The organism is Pseudoalteromonas sp. SCSIO 43201 (assembly GCF_023716725.1).
In the GTDB taxonomy this organism is placed as follows: Bacteria; Pseudomonadota; Gammaproteobacteria; order Enterobacterales; family Alteromonadaceae; genus Pseudoalteromonas; species Pseudoalteromonas peptidolytica.
In genome coordinates this window covers 2,523,740-2,547,390 of sequence record NZ_CP072683.1, presented here as the reverse complement: position 1 = coordinate 2,547,390, position 23,651 = coordinate 2,523,740, and the positions used below count along the sequence as shown (strand labels likewise).

Annotated in this window: 18 protein-coding genes; 12 read left to right on the top strand and 6 right to left on the bottom strand. The window is 41.7% G+C overall.

Features of this window, described 5'->3' with window-relative positions; translation table 11 throughout:
- The first annotated feature begins 153 nt into the window (after positions 1-153).
- A complete protein-coding gene (locus tag J8Z24_RS10850) occupies positions 154-2,208 on the top strand; it encodes a TonB-dependent receptor (RefSeq protein WP_252094673.1) in 2,055 nt (684 codons plus the stop codon).
- 179 nt (positions 2,209-2,387) lie between these two features.
- On the opposite strand, the gene dapD is transcribed toward J8Z24_RS10850, so the two are convergent.
- Positions 2,388-3,215, bottom strand: coding sequence for a 2,3,4,5-tetrahydropyridine-2,6-dicarboxylate N-succinyltransferase (gene dapD, locus J8Z24_RS10845; RefSeq protein WP_125254434.1), 828 nt, complete (start codon positions 3,213-3,215; stop codon positions 2,388-2,390).
- Between the two features lie 10 nt (positions 3,216-3,225).
- Positions 3,226-5,844, bottom strand: a complete 2,619-nt coding sequence (gene glnD, locus J8Z24_RS10840; protein WP_176032719.1) for a [protein-PII] uridylyltransferase — start codon at positions 5,842-5,844, stop codon at positions 3,226-3,228.
- A 297-nt stretch (positions 5,845-6,141) separates the two neighbouring features.
- Here glnD and J8Z24_RS10835 point away from each other — a divergent pair, with 297 nt between their 5' ends.
- The 5 genes from J8Z24_RS10835 (at position 6,142) to J8Z24_RS10815 (ending at position 12,621) form a co-directional block, all read left to right on the top strand.
- Positions 6,142-7,230 (top strand): efflux RND transporter periplasmic adaptor subunit, encoded by a 1,089-nt coding sequence (locus J8Z24_RS10835; RefSeq protein ID WP_252094672.1) that lies wholly within the window; start codon positions 6,142-6,144, stop codon positions 7,228-7,230.
- 10 nt (positions 7,231-7,240) lie between these two features.
- A complete protein-coding gene (locus J8Z24_RS10830) occupies positions 7,241-10,375 on the top strand; it encodes an efflux RND transporter permease subunit (protein WP_252094671.1) in 3,135 nt (1,044 codons plus the stop codon).
- On the top strand, positions 10,372-10,974 hold the full coding sequence (locus J8Z24_RS10825) for a TetR/AcrR family transcriptional regulator (protein ID WP_161972738.1): 603 nt from the start codon (positions 10,372-10,374) through the stop codon (positions 10,972-10,974). Before J8Z24_RS10830 ends, J8Z24_RS10825 begins: the two co-directional genes overlap by 4 nt.
- A gap of 171 nt (positions 10,975-11,145) precedes the next feature.
- Positions 11,146-11,979, top strand: a complete 834-nt coding sequence (locus J8Z24_RS10820) for a sulfite exporter TauE/SafE family protein (protein ID WP_241651647.1) — start codon at positions 11,146-11,148, stop codon at positions 11,977-11,979.
- A 27-nt stretch (positions 11,980-12,006) separates the two neighbouring features.
- Complete coding sequence (locus J8Z24_RS10815) at positions 12,007-12,621, top strand: TetR/AcrR family transcriptional regulator (RefSeq protein ID WP_252094670.1); 615 nt, start codon at positions 12,007-12,009, stop codon at positions 12,619-12,621.
- 52 nt (positions 12,622-12,673) lie between these two features.
- Here J8Z24_RS10815 and J8Z24_RS10810 read toward each other — a convergent pair whose 3' ends face one another.
- A complete protein-coding gene (locus J8Z24_RS10810; protein WP_252094669.1) occupies positions 12,674-13,909 on the bottom strand; it encodes an NAD(P)/FAD-dependent oxidoreductase in 1,236 nt (411 codons plus the stop codon).
- A gap of 13 nt (positions 13,910-13,922) precedes the next feature.
- The gene (locus J8Z24_RS10805; protein ID WP_125253119.1) at positions 13,923-14,243 is read right to left on the bottom strand and encodes a 2Fe-2S iron-sulfur cluster-binding protein; all 321 of its coding nucleotides are present in this window, start codon (positions 14,241-14,243) and stop codon (positions 13,923-13,925) included.
- A 165-nt stretch (positions 14,244-14,408) separates the two neighbouring features.
- Here J8Z24_RS10805 and J8Z24_RS10800 point away from each other — a divergent pair, with 165 nt between their 5' ends.
- From J8Z24_RS10800 to J8Z24_RS10785, 4 genes are read left to right on the top strand one after another with little or no spacing between them, the layout of a single operon-like run.
- A complete protein-coding gene (locus J8Z24_RS10800; protein WP_176032714.1) occupies positions 14,409-15,482 on the top strand; it encodes an alpha/beta fold hydrolase in 1,074 nt (357 codons plus the stop codon).
- Positions 15,482-16,702 (top strand): NAD(P)/FAD-dependent oxidoreductase, encoded by a 1,221-nt coding sequence (locus tag J8Z24_RS10795; RefSeq protein WP_252094668.1) that lies wholly within the window; start codon positions 15,482-15,484, stop codon positions 16,700-16,702. Before J8Z24_RS10800 ends, J8Z24_RS10795 begins: the two co-directional genes overlap by 1 nt.
- A gap of 39 nt (positions 16,703-16,741) precedes the next feature.
- Entirely contained in the window at positions 16,742-17,884 is a 1,143-nt protein-coding gene (locus J8Z24_RS10790) for an acyl-CoA dehydrogenase family protein (RefSeq protein WP_128731455.1), read from the top strand.
- A complete protein-coding gene (locus J8Z24_RS10785) occupies positions 17,881-19,377 on the top strand; it encodes an amino acid adenylation domain-containing protein (RefSeq protein ID WP_176032711.1) in 1,497 nt (498 codons plus the stop codon). The genes J8Z24_RS10790 and J8Z24_RS10785 overlap by 4 nt, the downstream gene beginning before the upstream one ends.
- Positions 19,378-19,517: 140 nt before the next feature.
- On the opposite strand, the gene J8Z24_RS10780 is transcribed toward J8Z24_RS10785, so the two are convergent.
- Positions 19,518-20,165, bottom strand: coding sequence for a helix-turn-helix domain-containing protein (locus J8Z24_RS10780; RefSeq protein WP_125253114.1), 648 nt, complete (start codon positions 20,163-20,165; stop codon positions 19,518-19,520).
- Positions 20,166-20,879: 714 nt separating this feature from the next.
- Between J8Z24_RS10780 and J8Z24_RS10775 the strand changes: the two genes are divergently transcribed.
- Positions 20,880-21,557, top strand: coding sequence for a hypothetical protein (locus J8Z24_RS10775; protein WP_252094667.1), 678 nt, complete (start codon positions 20,880-20,882; stop codon positions 21,555-21,557).
- Positions 21,558-21,761: 204 nt separating this feature from the next.
- Here J8Z24_RS10775 and map read toward each other — a convergent pair whose 3' ends face one another.
- Positions 21,762-22,553 (bottom strand): type I methionyl aminopeptidase, encoded by a 792-nt coding sequence (gene map / locus J8Z24_RS10770; protein ID WP_125253112.1) that lies wholly within the window; start codon positions 22,551-22,553, stop codon positions 21,762-21,764.
- Positions 22,554-22,833: 280 nt separating this feature from the next.
- On the opposite strand from map, the gene rpsB reads away from it, so the two are divergent.
- Positions 22,834-23,562: a 30S ribosomal protein S2 gene (gene rpsB, locus J8Z24_RS10765; RefSeq protein ID WP_128731458.1), complete on the top strand. Its 729-nt coding sequence runs from the start codon at positions 22,834-22,836 to the stop codon at positions 23,560-23,562.
- Positions 23,563-23,651 lie beyond the last annotated feature (89 nt).

Below are 23,651 nucleotides of genomic sequence, written 5' to 3'. Positions count from 1 at the left end.
CACCAAGTAAAGCATTATGATAAGGGGCTGAGTAGCCCTTTCTTTTTGTCTGATAGTACCTTGGGAGATTGCAAAATGCGCTAGGGGTGCTGTCAATAAAGCTTTCTCGCTTCAAATAGAGCACTTAATTAAGTTAATTGAATTGGTAATAGAATGAAAAAATTAGTGTCTGCTCTAGCAGTGCTTGGTTTTGCGCCACAGTTAAGTATCGCTGCATCAAGTAATGAATTGGAAACTATAACCACAACCGCATCACGGCTGGCGGTTACTAGCACAGAGAACCCCGTTAGTCTGTCAGTATTGTCCGAGGTGCAGTTAGAGGATATCGGTGTTACTCATATTGAAAGGGCGCTTAGACTAGTAGCGGGTGCCAATATGCAGCATGGAAATGGGCAAGAATATCTGCCAGCGCTAAGATCACAAGTACTATCCGGTGCCGGAGCCTGTGGAGGACTCTTAACGGCGGAGGATGGCATTGCGCTTAGAGCCGCTGGATTTTGCAATATCAATGAACTATTTGAATCTCATTTTGAAGCAGCAAAACGTATAGAAGTGCTGAAAGGGCCAAACAGCGTACTTTATGGCTCTAATGCCATTCATGGGGTGGTAAACGTGATCACTTCTGACACTACCTCGGATGAAGCACGTATTGGCTTGGATATTGGTTCGTATGGCTATAGTCGAGCACGTATGCAAGCGGGCAGTGAGTCATTAGGGCTCGGCTCAGCGCTGACGATCACAAAAGATACTGGTTATCGCGATGGTGAAGGCGTAGAACAGCAGAAGTTAAGCCTCAAGCACAAACACCAAGGTCAGTTTGCTAGTGTTGTTTCAGGTATGACGTATACTCATTTAGACCAGCAAACTGCAGGCTATATAACAGGTGCTGATAGTTATAAAGATGAGACACTAGCAAAGCAAAATGAAAACCCTGAGGCATTTAGAAAAGCTTCATCATTTCGGGCATGGAGTGAAGTTTCTTGGCTTTGGAATAATACCGATACAGTATTACTAAAACCTTACTTACGTTGGCAGGAGATGGAGTTTGTTAAACATTTTTTACCAGGTAAGCCCTTTGAAGAAAATGGTCAAACGGGTGTCGGGTTGCAGACTCTAGTGCAAAGTGAACTAAGCACAAATATTCAATTAGACTGGGGGTTAGATGCCGAGTATACCCAAGGTGAGATGTTGCAATATCAACCAACCCCAACGCAAGGTTCTCCTTTTTTACAAGCTACGATCCCAACGGGAAGACACTACGACTATGAAGTAGATGCTCGCCAAATCGCACCTTTTGCAAAATTCACCTGGCAGCAAGATAACTGGTTGCTTGAATTAGGCGGGCGTTATGAATCAATGCGTTATGACTATCATAACTTCTTACCGGTAGGACGAACCAAAGAAGATGGTTCAGAATGTAGCAAAGGGGGGTGTCGTTATAGTCGCCCAGCCAGTGACATAGACCGCTTTGATTATTTTTCCCCAAAGTTTGCGATACGTTATGCGTTTGCGCAGTCTCATATAGCCTACGCGAATATATCTAGTGGTTATCGTGCCCCACAAGCCGCTGAGTTATATCAGTTGCAACGAGCACAGCGCAAAGCATCGCTCAAAGAGGAGAACGCTAACAACATTGAGTTTGGCGTAAAGGGTAGCACAGAAAAACTGACATATCAGGCAGCCGTTTATGTCATGGAAAAAGAAAACCTGATTTTCCGTGATAGTGATTTTTTCTATATTAATAATGGACGTTCGAAACATGCAGGGATGGAATTAGAATTACGCTATCAGCTATCATCAAATTGGAAGATTGACCTGGCAGCGACTCATGCCAAACACACCTTTGAGCAAAACAGCATCCTCAATGGCATTAATATCAACGGGAATGATTTAGACTCAGCACCAAGGCATTTAGCGAATGTGCAACTACATTGGCAGGCATTAGAAAGTTTACGCTGGTCGTTAGCTTGGCATCATGTTGGAGGCTATTTTACTGATCCTGAAAACCAACATCGTTACGCAGGTCACGATCTGCTTACACTAAGAGGAAGGTGGCAGATCAGCCCTCAACTTGCACTGACTATGAGAGTGAAAAACCTCACGGATACGCGTTACGCAGAGCGAGCTGACTATACGTCGTTCAGCGGTGAAAGGTATTTTCCTGGTAGGCCGAGAAATGTCCTCGTTTCACTAGATTATCGTTGGTAATACCTGAAAAAAGGGAGCCTCAAGCTCCCTCATACTAAAAGTGTGATTGTTATACCAATTAGTCTTAATACTTGCTTACAGTAGGGCGTAGGTACCTCGCTGTGAGCAGGGCAAGAAAGCGTTGTTATCGACAAGAGTTCTTTGCCCCAAAATAGACCACATAATTAAAGTAATGGGTATTAATCGTCTATTGAGCGAAGTAGTGCATTAATGCCGACCTTTTCACGCGTTTGTTGATCCACTTTTTTCACAATAATAGCCGCGTATAGGCTGTGAGAGCCATCTTTGCTTGGAAGTGAACCTGGCACTACAACTGCGCCAGCTGGTACTCGACCATAATGGATTTCACCAGTCTCACGGTCATAAATACGTGTACTTTGTGAAATATATACCCCCATCGAAATAACGGCGCCTTCTTCAACAATAACCCCTTCGACAATCTCAGAGCGAGCACCGATAAAGCAATTATCTTCAATAATGGTTGGATTAGCTTGTAACGGCTCTAACACACCGCCGATACCGACACCGCCAGATAGATGAACGTTTTTACCAATTTGTGCACACGATCCTACCGTAGCCCAAGTATCTACCATCGTGCCTTCATCAACATAAGCACCAATATTTACGTAAGATGGCATCAGCACAACGTTTTTACCCACAAAGCTACCTTGACGAGCCACCGCATTTGGTACCACGCGCATGCCGCCTTGTTGGAACTGCTCAGGTGTGTAATCAGAAAACTTCAGTGGCACTTTATCGTAAAACTGATTTACACCATCGCTCATCGGTTGGTTATCACGAATTCTAAAAGACAGTAACACCGCTTTTTTTAGCCATTGGTGCACAACCCACTCACCACTAATCTTCTCAGCAACGCGCGCAGCACCAGAGTCCAAAAGCTCAAGCGCTTGAACAATCGCTTGCTTTACTTCGTCTGATACTGCCGTTGGGGTAATGGTATCGCGGTTTTCCCACGCGGTTTCAATCGTCGTTTTTAAATCAGACATAAATTCCTCTTTACTCTGTTTCAGCATTTAATTTTTTAAGTAGCGCTCGGTGAAGCTCGGCTTTTTGTACTTCGTCGAGCGCCTCATAGTCTTTGTTCGAGACCACGAAAAAGTCTTCTGCACGTTCGCCGACGGTTGTAATGCGTGCGGCATGAATATGAAGTGAATAGGCTTGGAACACCTCAGCAATTTTAGTCAGCAGTCCAGGAATATCAATAGCCTGAATTTCAATTAGGCTACGATTTTCGCGTGCATGTGGGCGCAAAATAATTTTTGGTCTGATGTTAAAGTCTTTAAACTTTTGCGAGCGGTTCTTTTTAATTCGGATTTTTTTCTTCGGATCTTTAAGTAGCGTTTCCAGACCTTTTCTGATGCCAGCTGCACGGCTGGTACTGAGCGGATCGCCGTTCACTTCTAAAATGACAAAACTAAAGACGACGTAGCTGTCTTTGGTTGTCATTACCTGTGCGTGTTGGATCTGTGCTTTTTTAGAGCCAATGACACTGACTAGCTTGGCAAACAGTGCCGACTCATAGGGACTATACACAAATACTTGCGTGCCACCGTGCATGGGTTTATTTGAAACAATAACACTTGGCTGGCTAAGGTCGTTTGATTGCAGTAAGTGCTCTGAGTGCCACGAAATTTGTTGCTCGCTAAAGGCAGTAAAGTAATTTGCTTTAAAGCGTGACCAAATTAAATCAATATATTCCTCAAAATAGCCTAAATTAATCAACCGCTGTTTTGCTTGGCGCTTTTTATCCCGGATTTGATCGCGCATATCCATAGGGTTTTCAAGACCCAATCTGAGCGCGCGTTGAGTATGTAGGTATAGCTCTCGTAATAACGTGTTTTTCCAGTCATTCCAAAGATTGTCATTGGTGGCTCTAATGTCGGCAACTGTTAAGCAATAAAGATAATCTAGTTGACGTTCGTTTTTTATTTTTTGTGCAAATTCCGCGATAACATCAGGATCGTTAATATCCTTGCGCTGAGCCGTCACTGACATCAATAAATGGTGCTGCACCAACCACGCCACAAGCTTCGCATCTGACTGTGTAAATCCGTGCATCTTAGTAAAGGCCATGGCATCTACTGCCCCAAGTTCGGAGTGATCGCCGCCCCGGCCTTTGGCAATATCATGAAAAATACCGGCTAAGTACAGCAGCTCTGGTTTGTCCATGCGGGCAACTATCTCAGAGCAAATGGGAAATTCACTGATGTGTTCTTTGTCAAAGTAGCGATAAATATTGTTGATAAGTTTGTGCGTATGCTCATCAACGGTATAGGCATGGAATAGGTCAAACTGCATTTGGCCGAAAATATTGCGCCATTGCGGTAAGTAAGCGGCAATAAGACCGTGCTTGTGCATTAATGTAAAGGCTCTACCCATGCCATTTGGATGTTTGAGCAAGCGTAAAAAGGCATCTCGACACCCTGCATAATCTTGCAAGTCGCCCAATAAACGACGTCTTACCTGACGCATCGTACGGATGGTACTTGGGTCAATTTGGGTGATCCTTGGGTTATCCGCAATATGCTCAAAAAGAACAAAGAGGTTTTCACGACGAAAGAATACTGAGGGGTTTTTCACTCGGATCTTATTACCGAGCCGCTCAAAATTTCTATCAAGAGGAATGGCTTCAAGTTCAACCTGCTCTGGTAAAATACTTTGCTCAAAATACGACAGCAGCATTTGGTTCATTTCGCGTACTCGGCTCATGATCCTAAATAAACGCTTCATCATTCGTTCAACGGATGCCTTACCTTCAGAGCCAAACCCAAGTAGTTCTGCTGCGTGAGGCTGGTGATCAAACAATAATCTATTTTCGCTGCGCCCAGCTGCTAAATGCAGTGCAAAGCGGATATTCCAGAGGTTTTCGATACATTCCAGTAACTCTTGGTACTCCTCATGAGTGAGGTAACCATGGTTAATTAGCTCTTCGAGGGTTTCAGCATGAAAGTGCTTTTTGGCTACCCAGAATATAGTCTGTAAGTCTCTCAGACCACCGGGGTTTTCTTTGATATTTGGCTCTAAGTTATACGCGGTACCATGACATTTTTTGTGGCGAATTTTTTGTTCGTTGACCTTAGCTATGAAAAAGTCACTCGATTGCCAAATAGGAGTTTCTATGATGTGTCGCTTAAGGCGCTCATATTCAATGTGATTACCGCAGATCAAACGGCTCTCTAATAGACTAGTAGTGAAGTGCACATCATTCTGTTTTTGATCAAGTACCTGTTCGTGTGTTCTCACACTATGACCAATATCAAGACCGAGATCCCAAAGATATGTGACAAATTGCTCAAGTCCAGTGGTCACTTGCTCGCAAGGAGTATCTTTGGTTAGTACCAGGAAGTCGATGTCAGAAAACGGGTGTAATTCTCCTCGCCCGTAGCCGCCGATTGCGATAAGCGCAAGGTCAGGGTGCTGTGCAAGACCGGTATCATTAAATAATTTGATAAGTAGTCGGTCGATAAACTCAGCGCGCGAGTTAATTAGGTTTCGAACGGGCTGTTTGGAAAACTGGTTACTTAACCATTTATAAAAATAAGCCAGGCAGTCTCGATAATCTGACAACGCTTGTGCTTCATCAAGGAGCGTTTTTACTTTGTTCGGTAATGCCACTTAGGATCCTGTATCGTGCACGCAACATCAATAGAAACCTGTTTTACACTAATTAGATAACAATTGCGAGTGATGAGCGCACGATGGGGCAAGGTTTGATCAGTAAGCGGCTAACTGGCGCGAAGTAATAAATTAACTGCTACTAAGTTGCAGTTATTTTGTTCGTTTTAGTTTAACTTGCAAATAAACTAAACCGTGTAGTATAGTTTTGCCGTCATATACATTTCTCACGTCGGATCAGTGGCGCCATTTACTGTTCACGATAAGAAACTTACTCACAGGCATAAGGGATAAATTATGTTGGTATCGAGAGTTAATAGCCTTTATTTGGTTGGTTTTTTGGCGTTACATTTATTAGGCTGTGGCAGTGCTGCACCAAATAAAGACGAGGTTGAACAAAGACCTCAAGTGAGCATTACGCGGGTAGAGCCTGGTAATGACTATATTGAGCAATCTTATTTGGGCTATGTACGAGCGCATGACCGCGGTGAGTTAAGTTTTGAGGTTAGAGGTAAAATTATTTCATTGGATTTGGACATCGGTGATAGTTTTAGCAAAGGTCAGATACTATCAAGATTAGACCCAATTACCTCTGAGCTTGCTTTGAAAGAAGCAGAAGCGAGTGTAAATCAAGCTAAATATGATTTAGAAAACGCAGTCATTGAATTGGAGCGAAGAAAAGCACTGAGCAAACGCTCATTAGTTCCCGATACTGAAGTCGATTTATGGAAATTAAAAGTAGACAGTGCATTGGCGCAAGTGAACCTACTTGAGGCTAAACGAGATATAGCAAAAAAAGGGGTATTGGATACTAAAATCATCGCGCCTTTTGATGGTAGTGTAACTGGAAAGTTCGCGCAAAAAAATCAGCATGTATCAGCCAATCAAGCCATATTATCAGTAAAATCAGACAATACCACGCTAGAAGTATTGACGCGGATCCCGTATCAACATGTTAATCAGCTTACTGTAGGTCAGCAGGTATCCATGTCTACCTTAGAGCAGCATCAACTTTACGGGATGATCAAGAGCATTAACCGCCAGGCAAGTGCCAATGGCCTTATTGAAGCGTTAATCGTATTAAAGAGTAAGTATTCAGAGTTTGTGGTGCCGGGCGCTCCAGTTAATGTTTCATTGAATATTAAAAGCACGCAGCACAATTATTCTATCCCAGTCACAGCATTACGTCGTGATACCAATAATAGTCACTTTGTTTGGGTTTTAGAGCCTGACACCCAAACGGTATCCAAAAAAGTCGTGAAAATCGCGCGGATCCGCAGCGGCCGAGTATTTATACATGGTGAATTAGAAGTAGATAGCAAAATTATTTTACATGGTGGTCAGGGGCTTGCAAGTGGACAAGCTGTTGAGCTAGTTAACTTGTAAGGAGCCAGTTATGTCTATTTCGGTAATCGCGTATAAACAACGAGCGTTAATCTTGACCTCAGTATTACTAGCCATGTGTTTTGGAATAGTGAGCTTTTTCACTTTACCAGCAAGGGAAGACCCCGAGGTGATCATCCGAGAGGCTGTGATTTCAACTAATTTTCCAAATATGAAGGCCGAAGATGTAGAGAGGTTGGTTACAAGGCCATTAGAGGCTGCCATCGTTACCTTGCCTGAACTGGATGAAGTCAGGTCTTCCTCTATGGATGGACGCTCTATTATCCATGCGAAGGTTGAGGACAAGTATAGTGAACTTGACCAGATATGGGATGAACTAGCCGAAGCCGTGGAGTTTGCTAGCCTCAGCTTGCCTCAAGGTGCGAGTAAACCGGTAGTTAATGACGACTTTGGTGATGTGGCTGTTATGACCTTTGCATTGACATCAAAGTCAATAGCATTGGACGACATATACGATGTTGCACAAGGTATCAGAGATCAGCTAGTTTTTATCGAGGGGACGCGTCGAGTAGGCATTCATGGTAGCCCTGAAGAAGTGTTTTATATTGATTTTAATGATGCTGCACTAGAGGCCTTTGGGCTGACCAAAAATGAAATTTCACAAGTGATAAAAAAGAACAATAACTATGAAGCGATTGGAGCTGTAAATACCAATGCGTATTCTATTCTTGTGAGCGCCAATATCGGATTGGATAGAGAAGACAAGTTACTGAACTTACCCATTTTAATTCGCGATAAAAGCAATACTGCTCCGCATGGGATCATCACGCTAGGCGATGTCGCGACTGTCACTAAAACAACGAAAAGTCCCTATCAACAAGCGGCATTCTTTAACGGATCGCGAGCCGTTGTGTTATCTGTGGTGATGCAACCAGAGCAAAGTGTGATCAATTACACTAAACGCCTCGACCAAGCATTATCCGATATCCAGAAAAACTTATCCCAAGAAATAGAACTGAATATTGTTTCAAAACAGAGTATTGAAGTGGAAAAAGCGGTTTACGGTGTGTCTCTAAACGTGTTGCAAACGCTGTTTATTGTACTGGCAGTAGTGATGGTCTTTTTGGGTCTTCGGATGGGGCTAATCGTTGGTGCCATAGTACCGTGTGTGATGCTAGCCACACTTGCGGTAATGGGACTTTTTGAAATGCAGCTAGAACGAATGAGTCTTGCCACTTTAGTCATTGCGCTAGGTTTGCTTGTGGATAATGGAATTGTCGTGGCAGAGCAATTTAAACGACGGTACGAAGAACACCAAGATAAATATCACGCGTTAGCTGAAGTCGGCAAAGAACTAGCATTACCGCTACTTTCTTCAACAGCAACGACAGTGATTGTATTCATTCCGTTGATGATGGCTGAACATGGGGCTGGTGAGTTCACTCGGAATATCTCACTGGTAGTATTGATATCATTGGCAATTTCATGGTTATTTGCGATGACAGTTACCCCTACTATGTGCTACTTCTTTGTCTCTAAAAAGCCGGTACAAACAACATCGGTCACGCGAGTATTTAAAAAGCTGGAAACACAATACCGAACGCTACTAACGCTTGCACTTAACCATAAAAAATGGGTGATATTGGGTGCGCTGGCGCTATTTTTTGTCGGTGTAAAGCTAATTTCATCAACGCCAAAGCAATTTTTTCCATCCAGCGAGCGGCATCAACTCTTAGCTTATATCAATACGTCAGCGGGAAGCTCTACCTTAGTCACAGAGGCGGCCATGACAGAACTGACAGAAGCACTTAATGATGACGGCACTTTTCCTTATGTGAATCATGTAATGGGATATGTTGGATTTGGCGGACCAAGGTTTATTTTTTCCCTTGCGCCATTAGATCCTGCAAATAACGTTGGCTTTTTGCTTATCGATTTAACATCCCGTGAAGCGGTAGAGGAAACATTAGTGCAGCTTAGAAAGGTTGCCAAGCTTGTGATACCTGATGTGCAATTTAGGGTATCCGGGATGTTTACAGGTCCCTCTGATCCGACGGTGTTACAAGTCCAGTATAAAGGCCCTGATTACGCCCAAGTCTTTAACGGATCACAGAAAGTGATCAAAATGTTTGAATCGTACCCTGATATGATACACATTTGGTCAAATTGGTTCAATTTATCGACAAGAGCCAATATTAGTGTTAACAAGATATTGGCAGAGCAAGCTGGCATTTCAGAGGTTCAAGTCCTTACTACTATTTCTCAGTTTTTGAATGGCACGGTTGTGTCTGTATCTAGGCAGGACGATGACAACGTGCCGGTGGTATTAAGAGGAGCTGAACATCTAGATGTGGTTGCATTAAAAGCAGAGACAATTATTTCACCTCTTTCAGGTGAACCAATTCCATTGGAACAACTCATTACCGTGAGTTATGAAACAGGGTTTCCAGTAATAGAAAAAGAAGATGGTATACCTACGGTGACAATCGAAGGGCGTAATTTGAAATATTCACCAGAAGATCTTGCACCGATGGTACAGAAGCAAATCACAGAGCTAAATGCGCATCTACCTGAGGGTTACTCCATTGAATTTGATGGTATCATTGCAGATTCTAAAAAAGGAAAAGCGGCGTTGGCGGCTAATTTTCCATTGGCATTTTGTATCATCGTCTTGATATTGATTTCACAGTTTGGTGGATTTAGGCGACCAATAGTCATATTGTTGACCATACCTTTGGTGGTATTTGGTGCAGGCAGTGGACTACAGCTGATGGGAGGAGAGTTTGGCTTTATTGTGATCCTTGGTTTACTCGCGCTTGCGGGTATCATTATCAATAATGCAATTGTGTTGATTGACCGTGCCGACATTGAACGTAAAAACACCGGTGTGTCGTTTAGAGAAGCACTTGTTGAGGCGGCCAGTGTAAGGATGAGACCAATATTGATCACATCAATTACAACAATAGTGGGGTTATTGCCACTCATTATGGGCAATGATGTATTGTTTTTTTCCATGGCTGTCGCTATTGCGTTTGGGTTAGGGATCGGGACGCCATTAACCTTGTTTGTGATCCCAGTATTATATGAAATTCTAACCAGCAAAGAAAAAGTCTTTCATCGTGATGCCAGCAATAGCATTGAGATTAATGAGCAGCCACTCACATCATCGGGAGAAGAAAATATTTGAGTACCAGAGCAGAACAAAAAGACAAGGCTATCAAAGATGCGGCAACCAAACTTTTTATCAAAAATGGTTTGGATGGTGTATCAGTCGATGACATCGCCAAAGCAGCTAAAGTGAGTAAGCCGACTATCTATTCTAGATATAAAACGAAGGAAAAGTTGTTTGTCGCTATCTTAATTGGTGAGTGTGAAAAGCAGATAGAAAAGATGTTTGAACCGCGTGGTGACAAGCAAACATTAGAGGACTTTATTTACAAAAAGGCTTTTGAGTACATCAGTTTTATCACCGATCCATGGTATGTAAACTTGCTAAGAAATGCTATTTACTATTCTGGACACTTTGATGAGATAGGAGAAGCATTTTTACGGTTTGGGCCTAGAAAAGGAGTCTCAAAGCTTGCTAATTCACTTGCCGTTGAGATTGACAAAGGGGAATTGAAGGCAGTAGACCCTAGTGATGCTGCAGAATTTATTATTTCTCGTTCTAAAAGTAACTGTTTTTTTAATGCAATCCTTGCTCGCACCTTGGAAAATGCTGATGAAGATATAAAGGTTGAAGCGATGAAAATAAAAAAAGAGTTCTTACTATTATTCAAAGCTTAAAAATGAGTTGAATGTGGCGTTAGTCAACATGGTCCATATTGACTATTTTTTATTTATATTTGTTGTGTAGTATTTATTTATATTTTTGAAATTTTATAAATAAAAATGGTCTATTTAAATAAATTATACCGAACAAGCTATTTCCCTTTATATTTCACCCTATTGGTTTATTTGTCACTAATATGGCTGCAAGGATTTAGCTCTGCGCTATATCAAATCGTGAGTGAGTTTCAAATTGCCTTGACTATGGTATTTGGCTCATTCGTGGCTGGTGGTACGGCGCTAGGCGGTGGTGCCGTCGCGTTTCCAATTATGACTAAAGTACTGAATATTGAACCGTACACAGCGAAAGTATTTTCTCTAGCGATACAGAGTTTTGGTATGACTGCGGCGGCATTAACTATTATTTCTCGTGGTATACCTTACTACCGACGTGAAGTCTTAGTCGCTTTGCCGATGTCGGCAGTAGGTATTGCACTGAGTTTAATCATTTTGGCTCCGATAGTTGAAAGCACTATTGTCAAAGCTATTTTTAGCTTTTTATTGCTTTGTTTTGCTATCACAATGATCTACAGGATCCGAGGAAAGTTACACCATCAAGTGACATGTTTCTCAATACAACCTAAAAAACGTCAGATTATGATGGTTGCCTTGATTGGCGGCATTGCAAGCGGACTCGTGGGGTCTGGCTCGGACATCATACTATTCGCGTTTTTAGTTATTTTTTGTCATGCGGATATGAAAAAAGCGACAGCAACCTCTGTTATTGTTATGGCGTTTGTATCTGTACTGGGGAGTGTTATTAACGCATGGCATTTAAATGTAATTGACCATCAAATACAGGGCTACCTGTTGGCTGCCATTCCCATTGTGGTTATTGGTGCGCCGCTCGGTGCATACGTTTGCTCAAAAGTGAGCGTCGGCCAACTCGTTAGCTTTTTATTGCTATTAATCGCGGCTGAGGTTGGATCAACAAGCTATCATATTTATCTACACTATCACTAGTTCTATAATAATAACAAGAATCTATCTATGAAGAATACAAAGAAAGGTCGTCCGGTTGACGGTGAAAGACAAGCCAAGCAAAAAAACAAATTAATAGAAGCAGGAAAGTCATTACTAGACAATAAGCCATACAGTAAAATTACAATCAGAGACATTGCAAATGAGGCACAGCTAAACTCAGCAATGATAAAATATTATTTTGGCAGCAAAGAAAATCTTTTTATTGCAGTTGTAGAGAGCTTGTCAGCCCCCTTACTGGATAAGCTTGAAAAAATAGAGAGTGAAAATAGGCCACTATACGAATTTATAATAACATTAAGTGATATTATAAGTTTTAATCCAGCAGTGGTGTCGATCTTAAAAGAAGAAGTTATGTTTAAATCAACACCGTTGAGTGACGCTTTTATCAATGCTTTTCCTGGAAAAGTTTCTGAATTACTCCCCAAACTGATCATGAAAGAAACCTCTATTGAAGATGAGGTGAAGGCAAATCTTGCAGCATTTAATCTGGTTTCTTTAATTATATCGCCTTTTTTGCTTGATGATATTAGGAAGGGAGTTTGGGATATTAATGATGATCAAATCTCTGGTAAAGAATGGGCTGACTACGTCTATAACCTATTTATAAATGGCATAGGTTAAGACTTAATTCAGTAGTGCTGGAAGATATAATTATTATACTCCCAGCATGCGATTAAGCTGGTATAGTATTGGCTTTGGGGATAATGGGATTATCTATGTTTTTTAGTTCTGATAAGCAGAGCGTAATATTTTCTTTTAAAACCTTCTTACCAGCCTGAAAATCAGCAGGACAGTTAATACACGTAACTGCAATTATTTTGTGAGATTTTACGTACCAGTAGCTCTTACTATCGCTGTTATATATTCTCTCAATTACCGTGTCGTAACCTTGATACAAACCAGCTATTTGTAATTTACAATCAAAGATATCAGACCAAAACCACGGCACTTGTATTTGTGGTTGGGGGACTTCACATATCGCTGCTGCTACCATTTTGGCCTGTTGCACAGCACTAGGTACAGACTCTAAAGTGGTATTTTGGCCACTAAAGGGCTCAATACCAACAGTGCAATCACCAGCCGCATAAATATCAGGCACAGAGGTTTTTCCTTGCTGATCGACTTCTATTCTACCTTGCTTTGTCATGACGCCAGCATGGTTTGCTAGGCGAGTGTTTGGCTCTGCACCTATGCCGATCACAACGATATCTGCTTTAAAAGATTCTCCTTCACTACAATGAACTGCTTGCACAGTTTGCTCTCCAGTCAATGCGATGACGCTTTTGTCGGTGAAAATACTGACGCCCTGAGACTGATGTAGTTTTGTGATATGGGCGGCAATGGGTTCGGCTGCAATACGATTTAAAATGCGGTTGCCTCTCTCCAAAATAGTGACGTGATGGCCTAGCTTTTTAAAAGATGCAGCAGTTTCCAAGCCTATATACCCACCACCAATCATGACGATATGTTTAGGGGGCTGGTTACTCCCAAGTGCGCGTGCAATATGTTCGATGTCGTCTAATGTTCTAATTGAGAATACATTGCCAAGTTCAGCGCCTGGCACAGTCAGTTTTCTTGAACTACAACCTGTGCATAGGATCAGCTTATCATAATTAAGTAACTCACCTGAATCTAAAGTGATAGTATGTTTTAGTGCATTAATATCAATTACTTGTGCTGTCAACTTGATACTGATATGTGCTTTTTCGTAGGCCGCCGCTGGTTTAATGTACAGCCGCTTGAGAGGTGTCTCTCCCGTTAAATAAGTTTTTGAAATAGGAGGACGATGATAGGGTAAATAACTCTCTGCACTGACTATGATGATTTCTCCTTGCCAGCCTTTTTTGCGCAGCTCAAAAGCGGCTTCTGCTCCAGCATGGCCACCACCAACGATAATACACCTTTTCATTGTGCTTCCTTTTTTAATATTGAGACTCGGGCAGCGTAACGCTTAATCCATTATGCTCTTTGGTAATTTTTACTTGGCAACTTAGGCGGCTAAAAGCTGTTGTATCGTTAACCATTTCCAGCATTTGGCTTTCATTATTGTCAGGTTGCGTCACTTTATCTGACCATTGTTCTGACAAATAACAATGACAGGTTGCACAGCTTCCCGAACCACCACATTCTCCTTCAATACCTTCCACTAGGTTTTCTATTGCAGCCTGCATAATAGACATCCCAGGCTCCACTTCGGTCTCGATGGTTTCACCGTCATGCTGAATAAATGTGATTTTTAGCATAGTAACTCCATTATTAATTTTTAAAATAAGAACTAATAAATTACCTGTTAGTTTGTTTTTTCATATAGTCCGATGTAACTAATTTTATAGTCCCACTTGGCTATTTTATTGTTTTAATATTTCTATATTGTTTTATTTGAATTTTAATCTAATGGAGTTTTAAAGGTGGAAAAAGAATTAATAGACTTTATAAATAACGATCTACTCGAAGGTGCAGCGCCAGATTTGGATGAAAATACACCATTACTTGAACTTGGTATATTAAATTCTCTATCTATGGTTCGGTTACTTGCACATGTCGATCAACGTTACGGTGCAAAAATCCCTGAGAATAATATTACACCAGTGCATTTTGAAAATATAAAAACACTTTCACTGTTAATTAAATCGTTATCTGGAGTTGATGACACTGAGCGCAATGATGATGTATCAGAGTTGGAGCGTCTAGTCTGTCTACAAGAGAGCTACGGGATCCAAAGAGAGCTTGTGGATGCAGGCAATGGATTTAAACAGCATACGCTACGAGTCAAAGGCAAAGGCCCTTTGTGGATCATGCTTCCGGCACTTGGTAACCCTTCAACCTCATGGTCTTCAACATTGCGCTCTTTGCAAGGTCGTCATAATGCAGTGGCATTAGACTTAGCAGGATTTGGCTTGAGTCAGAGTCAAAACGAAGCACCATCATACGTAGACCATGTAGAGTTTACCTTACAGTATCTAGAAACGTTGGAAGAGCAGGAGTGGGTATTAGTGGCCAACTCAGCTGGTAGCATGATCGCAACAGAAGTAGCACGTCGTTATCCTGATAAAGTCAAAGCACTAGTTTGTACAGGCTTTGGTTTGGTTGATGATGTCGAGAGCTGGTGGGGTGATCTGAAGAAAATGTCCTCAAACCCAGAACAATTTTTAGCTGCTGCGTACTACCATCCTCCAAAAATGACACCGGCTCTGGAAGACTTACTTAATGATGTACTTTCTCGCCCTGCATATCATTCTTTCCTCGATGAATATGCACGTAAATCAATGGCAACTACGTTTGATGACGTGAAGGTACCTACTTTATTTATTGCCGGTAACCATGATCAAATTATTCCTCCTGAGTGGAGTGAAAAAGCAGCCGAGCGCCTTGAAAATGCGACGGTTACGCGTTTATCACGTTGTGGACACTTTTCTGCCTCAGAGCGACCAGAAGAGTTTGTATGGGTAGTTGAAGATTTTTTAAATAAGGTGGCAATGTAATGAACGGATTTACACATTATGACGTGGTAATTATCGGTAGTGGACCTGCTGGTAGCTTGTGTGGAATAGAATGCCGTAAGAAAGGCCTATCTGTTTTGTGTATTGAGAAAGAGCAATTTCCAAGGTTCCATATCGGTGAGTCGTTAACAGGAAATGCAGGACAAATTATCCGTGACTTAGGTTTAGCGGAGGATATGGATGCTGCGGGCTTTCCTGACAAACCGGGCGTAAACGTAATTGGCTCACTGTCAAAAAATGAATTCTTCATCCCTATTCTTGCACCCACGTGGCAAGTACGTCGAAGTGACTTTGACGATATGATCAAGCGCAAAGCCGTTGAGCATGGAGTGGAGTATAAGCTTGGTATGGTCACTGATGTGATTAAAGATGGAGAGAAAGTGGTCGGTGCGCTTTACAAAGCCGATGGCGTCGAACACCAAGTTAGGTCAAAGGTATTGGTTGATGCCAGCGGTCAGAATACTTTCTTATCGAGAAAAGGCGTGGCTGGAAAACGACAAATCGAGTTTTTCTCACAACAAATTGCATCATTTGCTCACTACAAAGGTGTGGAGCGAGACTTGCCACCATTTTCGACCAATACCACCATACTGTATTCAAAGCAGTATCACTGGTCTTGGATCATCCCAATTTCACCAGATACTGACAGCTTGGGTGTGGTTATTCCAAAAGATCTTTATTACAAAGAGTGTAAAAACCCAGATGATGCGATCGCATGGGGAATGGAGCATATTAGTCCTGAACTTAAGCGACGCTTTAAAAATGCTGAACGTCAAGGTGACTCTCAGTCAATGGCTGATTTCTCATACCGAATTGAGCCATTTGTAGGTGACGGTTGGATGTGTATCGGCGATGCACATAGGTTCTTAGATCCCATTTTCTCTTACGGTGTGTCATTCGCGATGAAAGAAGGGATCCGAGCTGCAGAAGCAATTGCACAGGTTGTTGCTGGGCAGGATTGGAAAGCGCCTTTCTATGCTTATCGTGATTGGAGTAATGGCGGTCAGCAGATTGCAGCTGATCTGATCCGCTATTTTTGGATTTACCCTATTTTCTTTGGCTATCAAATGCAAAACCCAGACCTCAGAGATGAAGTTATCCGTCTGCTCGGTGGCTGTTGTTTTGATTGTGAAGGGTGGAAAGCGCCTGCCATCTTTAGAAATGCGATTGAAGAATACGACCGTAAACAAATGGCAAGTTAAGGGAATTACCCAATAACGTATAACAAGTAGGGGATACAAATGAATTTTGAATGGAATGAGGCACAGCTGTCATTATTTGAGCATGCTTTAAGTTATTCGTCTGACTTAAGGTCGACCACCCAAAAAGCAGGGGAATTTCCGTTTGATTTATGGAAATCTTTAGGTGATTTCGGTTACTTTGGATTACCTGTCGATAGTAAATACTCACCTTGTGGTTCTGGCCTAGATATTTTAACGACAGTAAAAGTATTAGAAGGGTTAGGGCAAGGCGGTGCAGACACAGGGTTATTGTTTGCAGGAGCCGCACATACTTTTGCTTGTGTCATGCCAATTTACGAACATGGTAGTGAGGAGATAAAGCAAGAGCTATTACCTTCGCTCACCACAGGAGAAAAAATTGCAGCAAATGCGATATCAGAAGCAGAAGCAGGTTCTGATATCGCGAAGTTAGCGACAACGGCACGTCTTGAAGGTGATTATTATATCATCAAAGGAGCAAAGTCCTATGTGACCAATGGCAGTGTTGCTGACTACTTTATTGCCTATGCAACGACCAATGCTAAGTATGGGTACCTCGGTCAGACAGCATTTGTTATCCCCGCTAACTTACCAGGAATAGAGGTAGGTAATAGTTATAAAAAGCTGGGTTTGCACTCGGCTCAGCTAAATCAGGTGTTTTTTGATGATGTGAAAGTCCACAAAAAGTACGTATTAGGTGACGAAGGCCAAGGTGCGAGGATATTTGCGGCATCAATGGATTGGGAACGCTGTTGCTTATTTGCATTATTTATTGGTGTGATGCAACGCGATATAGACTGCTGTATTGAGTATGCAAACTTGCGAAAGCAGGGCGATAAGACGATAAGTAAATTTCAGGCGGTATCACACCGTATCGCCGATATGGAAGTGAGACTTCAAAGCGCAAGATTATTACTTTATTTTGCCGCTTGGCAGAAGTCGCAAGATGTAGACAACACCAAAGCAGTGGCCATGAGTAAACTCGCCATCAGTGAAGCTTTCGTCCAATCAGGACTAGATGTGATTAGAATACATGGAGCACTGGGTTATCTTGATGAAGGCGGCGTAAATGGAAGCATTAAGGATGCGTTAGGGTCAGTACTTTTTTCTGGCACGTCTGATATTCAAAGAGAATTAATATGTAACAGGCTGGGCTTACTATGAAAAATCTAAATGAGGTTTTACTCCAAGGTAAGGCTATTGCTGGTGAACACAAGTTGGCTGTTCATGATGGTTTGTTAAGCATGGATTATGATGAACTGTGCGAGGCGGTTTTCCATTTTGCAGGACATTTAGAGCGTTTGGGAGTCCGCTCTGGTGACCGTGTTGGCTTATGGGTAGACAAGTCATGCCGTGCCCTCGCTGCTATGCTTGCTGTTACTCATATTGGCGCGATTTACGTGCCAATAGACCCTGCAAACCCAATTCGGCGTGTTGAGGAAATAAGAAAGGATTGCCAGCTTAGTGTATTAGTTACTTCAGCTGAGCAGTTAGATCAGTGCACTCGCGACTTTTCGATTCAGTGTCAGGTTATTGTGCTGAATGAAGAGTACTATGGCAAAGCTGAACTTATCTCGTCATTGACTTGCTGGAATGATGCGATGCAAGCGACGAGGCTTTCATCCCCTGTAAAGGTCAATCCGCAGGCCGTAGCCTATATGTTGTATACATCAGGTTCTACAGGTACACCAAAAGGTGTCCAGATAACCCATGAAAATGCGCTAGCATTTATTGGTTGGGCGAAAGAAAAGCTCACCTTGAGTGAGCAAGATAGGTTTGCAAACCATGCTCCATGGCATTTTGACCTTTCAGTATTCGATATTTATGTGTCTTTACTGTCTGGTGCAAGCGTACATTTGGTGTCTGAGTTATTAAGTTATGTGCCAAAGCAGTTAATCGACTTCATTGAGCAGCAAAAGATAACAGTGTGGTACTCAGTGCCTACTGCACTTAAGCTTATGTTAGAAGCAGAACCACTATTTGGCGAGCGCTGTGAACGCTTAACACACGTTATTTTTGCTGGAGAGGCGTTCGAGATAAAAGCATTAAAAGTATTACGAGCACAATTACCGGATACGCGACTGTACAACTTTTATGGCCCAACAGAGACTAATGTGTGCACCTACTATGAAGTGGGTAAGCATGTTCCTGATCTTCTTCCTATTGGCTATCCCGCCAGTAACAGCGTTATCACCATTAGAAGCCAGCAAGGAGACAAACTTTCACAAGGTTTACGGGGCTTTATTTGTGTTTCAGGGCCTACCGTATTTGCCGGATACTGGGGAAAGACTGCTCAGAATAGTGAATACTATAATACAGGGGATCTAGGCTACTTTAACGAGTTCGGTGAACTTATGTACAACGGTCGAGAAGATCATATGGTTAAAGTAAAGGGCTATCGCATTCATTTAGGTGAAGTAGAGCATGCTTTGAATCAACACAAGCACGTAGCAGAATGTGTTGTAGTACTAAATGAAGATAAACAATTACATGCCCACATTACAATCAAGGAAAAAGCACCGACCTTGCTTGAATTGAAAATGTATTGTGCAAAGTTGTTACCAAAGTACATGTTGATTGACAGGCTACAGATCTGGTCGCAATTGCCATTAACACGTAACGGCAAATATGCCCGTAAAGCACTAATGGCGACTTAAAATCTTATGTCGAAAAGTCTGTATTTCTTTAATTATGTAAAGGTGGCTCAGAGATGGGTTGCAATGTGAATAAAAAAGCCTCTGAATAATAATTACCCCTCTGAAGCCCCATATCCAGCATATAGGGGCTTCTTTATGCGCTAGTTGCACAGTGCTAAGGCCGCAGAGCGGTTTGGAGCATTGAGCTTATCTAAAATACTCGCCACATGATTTTTCACTGTGAAAGGGCTGATCCCAAGAATAAGGCCTATTTCTCTATTCGTTTTTCCTGCCGAAAGCCAGTCATATACTTCTTTCTCTCTTGCTGTCAAAGCATCTAGCGGGTGTTGCTCCGCCCATTTAGGTTCTAGGCTTGTGGTATATGCTTTGTGTAAATAAGGAGTGATCAAATCAATAAGGTATGATGCGGGTGTCAAAGTGCTAGAAAGGCTATTTTGGAAAATGACCAGCAACATAAATGCAGCACTGGGATCGTCCTGACCATAAAGTGCTACATCGGACAAAATACTGCTGGTTTTACAGACATCGCGTAACTCTTCCAGCGGGAACTCATCGTTGTAAATCATTTCTTGTAATTTTTTCACTAATTGGCTGCAAGCTGATATATTGATGTCTGAGACTACTTTTCTTTCTTTTTTCTTTACTAACGCGATATACAGGCCGGAATTGTTGGCAAAAGACATGACGCTCTGAAACGTATCATGATTAAAATTCTTGTATTTTGCGGCTGCTTTTAGTTGCATTATCGCGGACGTTACTACAATCAGCTCGTTATTTGTGTTTGACATGGTTGCTTTCCTTAACAATTTTGTTTCATTTTGTATTCAATGTGTTTTTTTTTGTTTACTTATGCAGATAATGGTCTTTTTTTTCACAATGGTCAAATTATTTAATCAATTGATTACATATTGTGTCTAGATGTCTTGATGGTGTTTTTTTTGCGCTTGACTGCGCAGGCTGGTTTGACCAGCACTATCTAAATCTTAAAGATTAAGGTTCTAATTTTTAAGCATTAAATTTTTATTAAGTTATTTTGCTGGTGGGGTACAAGGAGGCAGTTTTTATATCGAAGTGATTGTTAGTTGTGATGCTGTAGGGTGTTGTATTTGTTAAATTTAGTTTCAGAGATAGAAACGTTTATCTCGATATTGAGGTTAATACTAATTTACTATATAGCTCGCTTGCTAATAATTAAGATTGCACAATGATGTTAGACCAAAGAGCGCGAAAAGGAGTTGGAGACGGTTTTGATTGTTTGAGAGTACCTCGGATTGCAGCAAAAGGCGGTTGATAAGAAAGTTGATCATGAGTATTACCATGTTTGCGGTGATGAGGAGAATGTTTGCCGCTTAATGTTACCATTGATATTGTACCGCGTGGAGCTTATGAAGTTTAAATCTTTGTAATTAAAGGTTTTAATAGGATTTTGTTGAAGTGTTATTTCTGGCTTGAAGGTTGCTTGTTTTTTTTAAGATGAATACATTCAACACAAAAGGATTAGTATGAATATTACGCAAACCATGCAAACACAAGCTGCCACACTAAATCAATCTGCTCACCGTAAGCAACATTCTGCTCAGAGTGATTTTGCCACGGCACTGTCAGTGGCTCACACTGACAGTGAGAGTAATGAGGGCAAGGCAGCAACGAGTAGTAATAGCTATTACACTATGATGACAAATGAGGGCAAGACAGCCCTGAACTTAGATAATCATTTTAAAGCAGCGGCCAATGTGCCAGGCAGTACAGCGTTAACCAAAGCTGTACTTATTTTACCGACTAAACAAAATGTTGATAATTTATCAGCCTATTCTGAGATGAAAGTAAAAGCTTTACTCGCTGAACACGACATCCCATTTCCGCCAAAAAGCATCACCTTTGATGATGAGGGAAAGCTGGTTTTGCCGAAGGACTACAAATACAAAGATGAACTAATCGCTGCGTTTGAAGCAAAGCCTGAAGTACTCAATGCTGTGCGAGCAACCATTGGTATTGCCAGCCAATATCAGGGCCTTATGGAGTCGCAACCATTCAGAGATGAAATGGCAATGGCTAAGGATGAGCAAGCCAGAAAAGCCATACTAAAAAAGTACAGTTACCTATTTGATGAAAATCGCCCACACCCTCAAACAATATTATCATTTTTGGAAGACGGTCGTATGTCGGTGGTATCGGGATAGAGTTCAGGGGAGAGATGTTAGGCTAGGTTGTATCCTAAGCTGAAAGTGCTCAGAGAATGGTGATGATAACGCTACTTTTCATTTTGAATTAACAAACTGGTAGAATGCAAATTTGTAGCAACAGAAAATCATCGCCAGTGAGAGAAATTAAAAAGCCAACGACATGGCGTTGGCTTCAGGTTTATTGCTATTGTTATTAGTAATTTACGCTGTATGTTCGATCACTCTATCAATCGTTTCGTCACTACGCAGCGTTAATATTTCAACGCCATTGTCAGTCACTAGCAGAGTATGTTCCCATTGAGCTGAAAGGCTACGGTCTTTAGTTACAACTGTCCATTCATCTTTAAGTAGTTTGCATTGTCGCTTACCTGCATTGACCATAGGCTCAATAGTCAAACACATGCCCGCTTTAAGCACTTCACCAGTACCTGGCTTACCATAGTGCATTACCTGTGGCTCTTCGTGGAACTCTTTACCAATGCCATGCCCGCAGTATTCGCGAACGATAGAATAATTAAAGCCTTCTGCGTACTTTTGAATTGCAGCACCAATATCACCCAAACGAGCGCCTGGTTTTACCATTTTTATTGCAAGATATAGGCTCTCTTGTGTAATTTCGCTTAGGCGTTTACCTTGGATAGTCGGTGTGCCTACATAAAACATTTTTGAAGTGTCACCATGATAACCATCTTTGATAACGGTAATGTCTATATTGATGATATCACCTTCTTTGAGCGGCTTGTCATTTGGAATACCATGACAGATAACGTGGTTAACTGAGGTACAAATTGACTTTGGAAAGCCGTGGTAATTTAGTGGCGCAGGAATAGCACCTTGCTCATCAACAATGTAATTGTGACAAATGGTGTTTAATTCGTCTGTGGTCACCCCTGGCTTAACATACGGCTCGATCATTTCCAATACTTCAGCGGCTAAGCGCCCGGCAACACGCATTTTTTCGATTTCTTCAGGGGTTTTGATCACTGCACTCATTTAGACTCCAAGTCAATTTAGATGAACATTCATTATGCACAAATTTTACGCATAAGATTGAGTTAATTCTTTATATATGGTATAAAGCGCGCCGTCTTTTTACAAATAATTCTTCATCACTTGGTGAATATGAATGTTTGTAGTTAAGACAACACACTTAATTAATATTAACACACACACATATCGACACATACACTTGGGTGCATGTAGCTTAAAAACTTCGTGTTGGTGCTATGGGATATGTGGAGGCCTAACCCTAAACTATTAGAGGAAATATACAATGGCAAACGTTTCAATGCGCGATATGCTTCAAGCTGGTGTTCACTTCGGTCACCAGGCACGTTACTGGAACCCTAAGATGAAGCCGTTCATCTTCGGTGCACGTAACCGCGTTCATATCATCAACCTAGAAAAAACAGTACCTTTATTCAACGACGCTCTTAAGTTTCTTTCGAACGTTGCTTCAAACAAAGGTAAAATCCTTTTCGTAGGTACTAAGCGCGCTGCAAGCGAAGCAGTTAAAGAAGCGGCTATCCAAAGTGAGCAGTTCTATGTAAATCACCGTTGGTTAGGTGGTATGTTGACTAACTGGAAAACAGTTCGTCAATCAATCAAGCGTCTTAAAGAGCTTGAGACTCAAAGCCAAGACGGTACTTTTGAGAAGCTTACTAAGAAAGAAGCGCTAATGCTTACTCGTGAAATGCAAAAGCTTGAAAAAGGCCTTGGCGGTATCAAAGATATGGGCGGTCTTCCTGACGCTATCTTCGTTATCGACGCTGACCACGAGCACATCGCTATCCGTGAAGCTAACAACCTAGGTATTCCAGTAGTATCTGTTGTTGATACTAACTCTAACCCAGATGGTGTTGATTTCATCATTCCAGGTAACGACGATGCTATCCGTGCAATCCAGCTATACACTGGTGCAGTAGCAACGGCTATCACTGAAGGCCGTGAAAGCAACATCGTTGCTCAAGCAGAAAACGACGACTTCGTTGAAGCTGAGTAATTACCTGATTAGGTATTAGCTGTCATCAAGTCTTCATCAAATTTTTGGTGAAGACTTGATATTCTTTATAAGCGATTGACTGCTTACCC

Excerpts from the sequence above, each read along its gene's own strand:
- map (WP_125253112.1), bottom strand. The coding sequence starts at position 22,553 with ATGAGTGCAGTGATCAAAACCCCTGAAGAAATCGAAAAAATGCGTGTT.
- J8Z24_RS10810 (WP_252094669.1), bottom strand. The coding sequence starts at position 13,909 with ATGAAAAGGTGTATTATCGTTGGTGGTGGCCATGCTGGAGCAGAAGCC.
- J8Z24_RS10785 (WP_176032711.1), top strand. The coding sequence starts at position 17,881 with ATGAAAAATCTAAATGAGGTTTTACTCCAAGGTAAGGCTATTGCTGGT.
- rpsB (WP_128731458.1), top strand. The coding sequence starts at position 22,834 with ATGGCAAACGTTTCAATGCGCGATATGCTTCAAGCTGGTGTTCACTTC.
- J8Z24_RS10775 (WP_252094667.1), top strand. The coding sequence starts at position 20,880 with ATGAATATTACGCAAACCATGCAAACACAAGCTGCCACACTAAATCAA.
- dapD (WP_125254434.1), bottom strand. The coding sequence starts at position 3,215 with ATGTCTGATTTAAAAACGACGATTGAAACCGCGTGGGAAAACCGCGAT.
- J8Z24_RS10835 (WP_252094672.1), top strand. The coding sequence starts at position 6,142 with ATGTTGGTATCGAGAGTTAATAGCCTTTATTTGGTTGGTTTTTTGGCG.
- J8Z24_RS10805 (WP_125253119.1), bottom strand. The coding sequence starts at position 14,243 with ATGCTAAAAATCACATTTATTCAGCATGACGGTGAAACCATCGAGACC.
- J8Z24_RS10790 (WP_128731455.1), top strand. The coding sequence starts at position 16,742 with ATGAATTTTGAATGGAATGAGGCACAGCTGTCATTATTTGAGCATGCT.
- J8Z24_RS10830 (WP_252094671.1), top strand. The coding sequence starts at position 7,241 with ATGTCTATTTCGGTAATCGCGTATAAACAACGAGCGTTAATCTTGACC.
- J8Z24_RS10850 (WP_252094673.1), top strand. The coding sequence starts at position 154 with ATGAAAAAATTAGTGTCTGCTCTAGCAGTGCTTGGTTTTGCGCCACAG.
- J8Z24_RS10780 (WP_125253114.1), bottom strand. The coding sequence starts at position 20,165 with ATGTCAAACACAAATAACGAGCTGATTGTAGTAACGTCCGCGATAATG.
- J8Z24_RS10815 (WP_252094670.1), top strand. The coding sequence starts at position 12,007 with ATGAAGAATACAAAGAAAGGTCGTCCGGTTGACGGTGAAAGACAAGCC.
- J8Z24_RS10795 (WP_252094668.1), top strand. The coding sequence starts at position 15,482 with ATGAACGGATTTACACATTATGACGTGGTAATTATCGGTAGTGGACCT.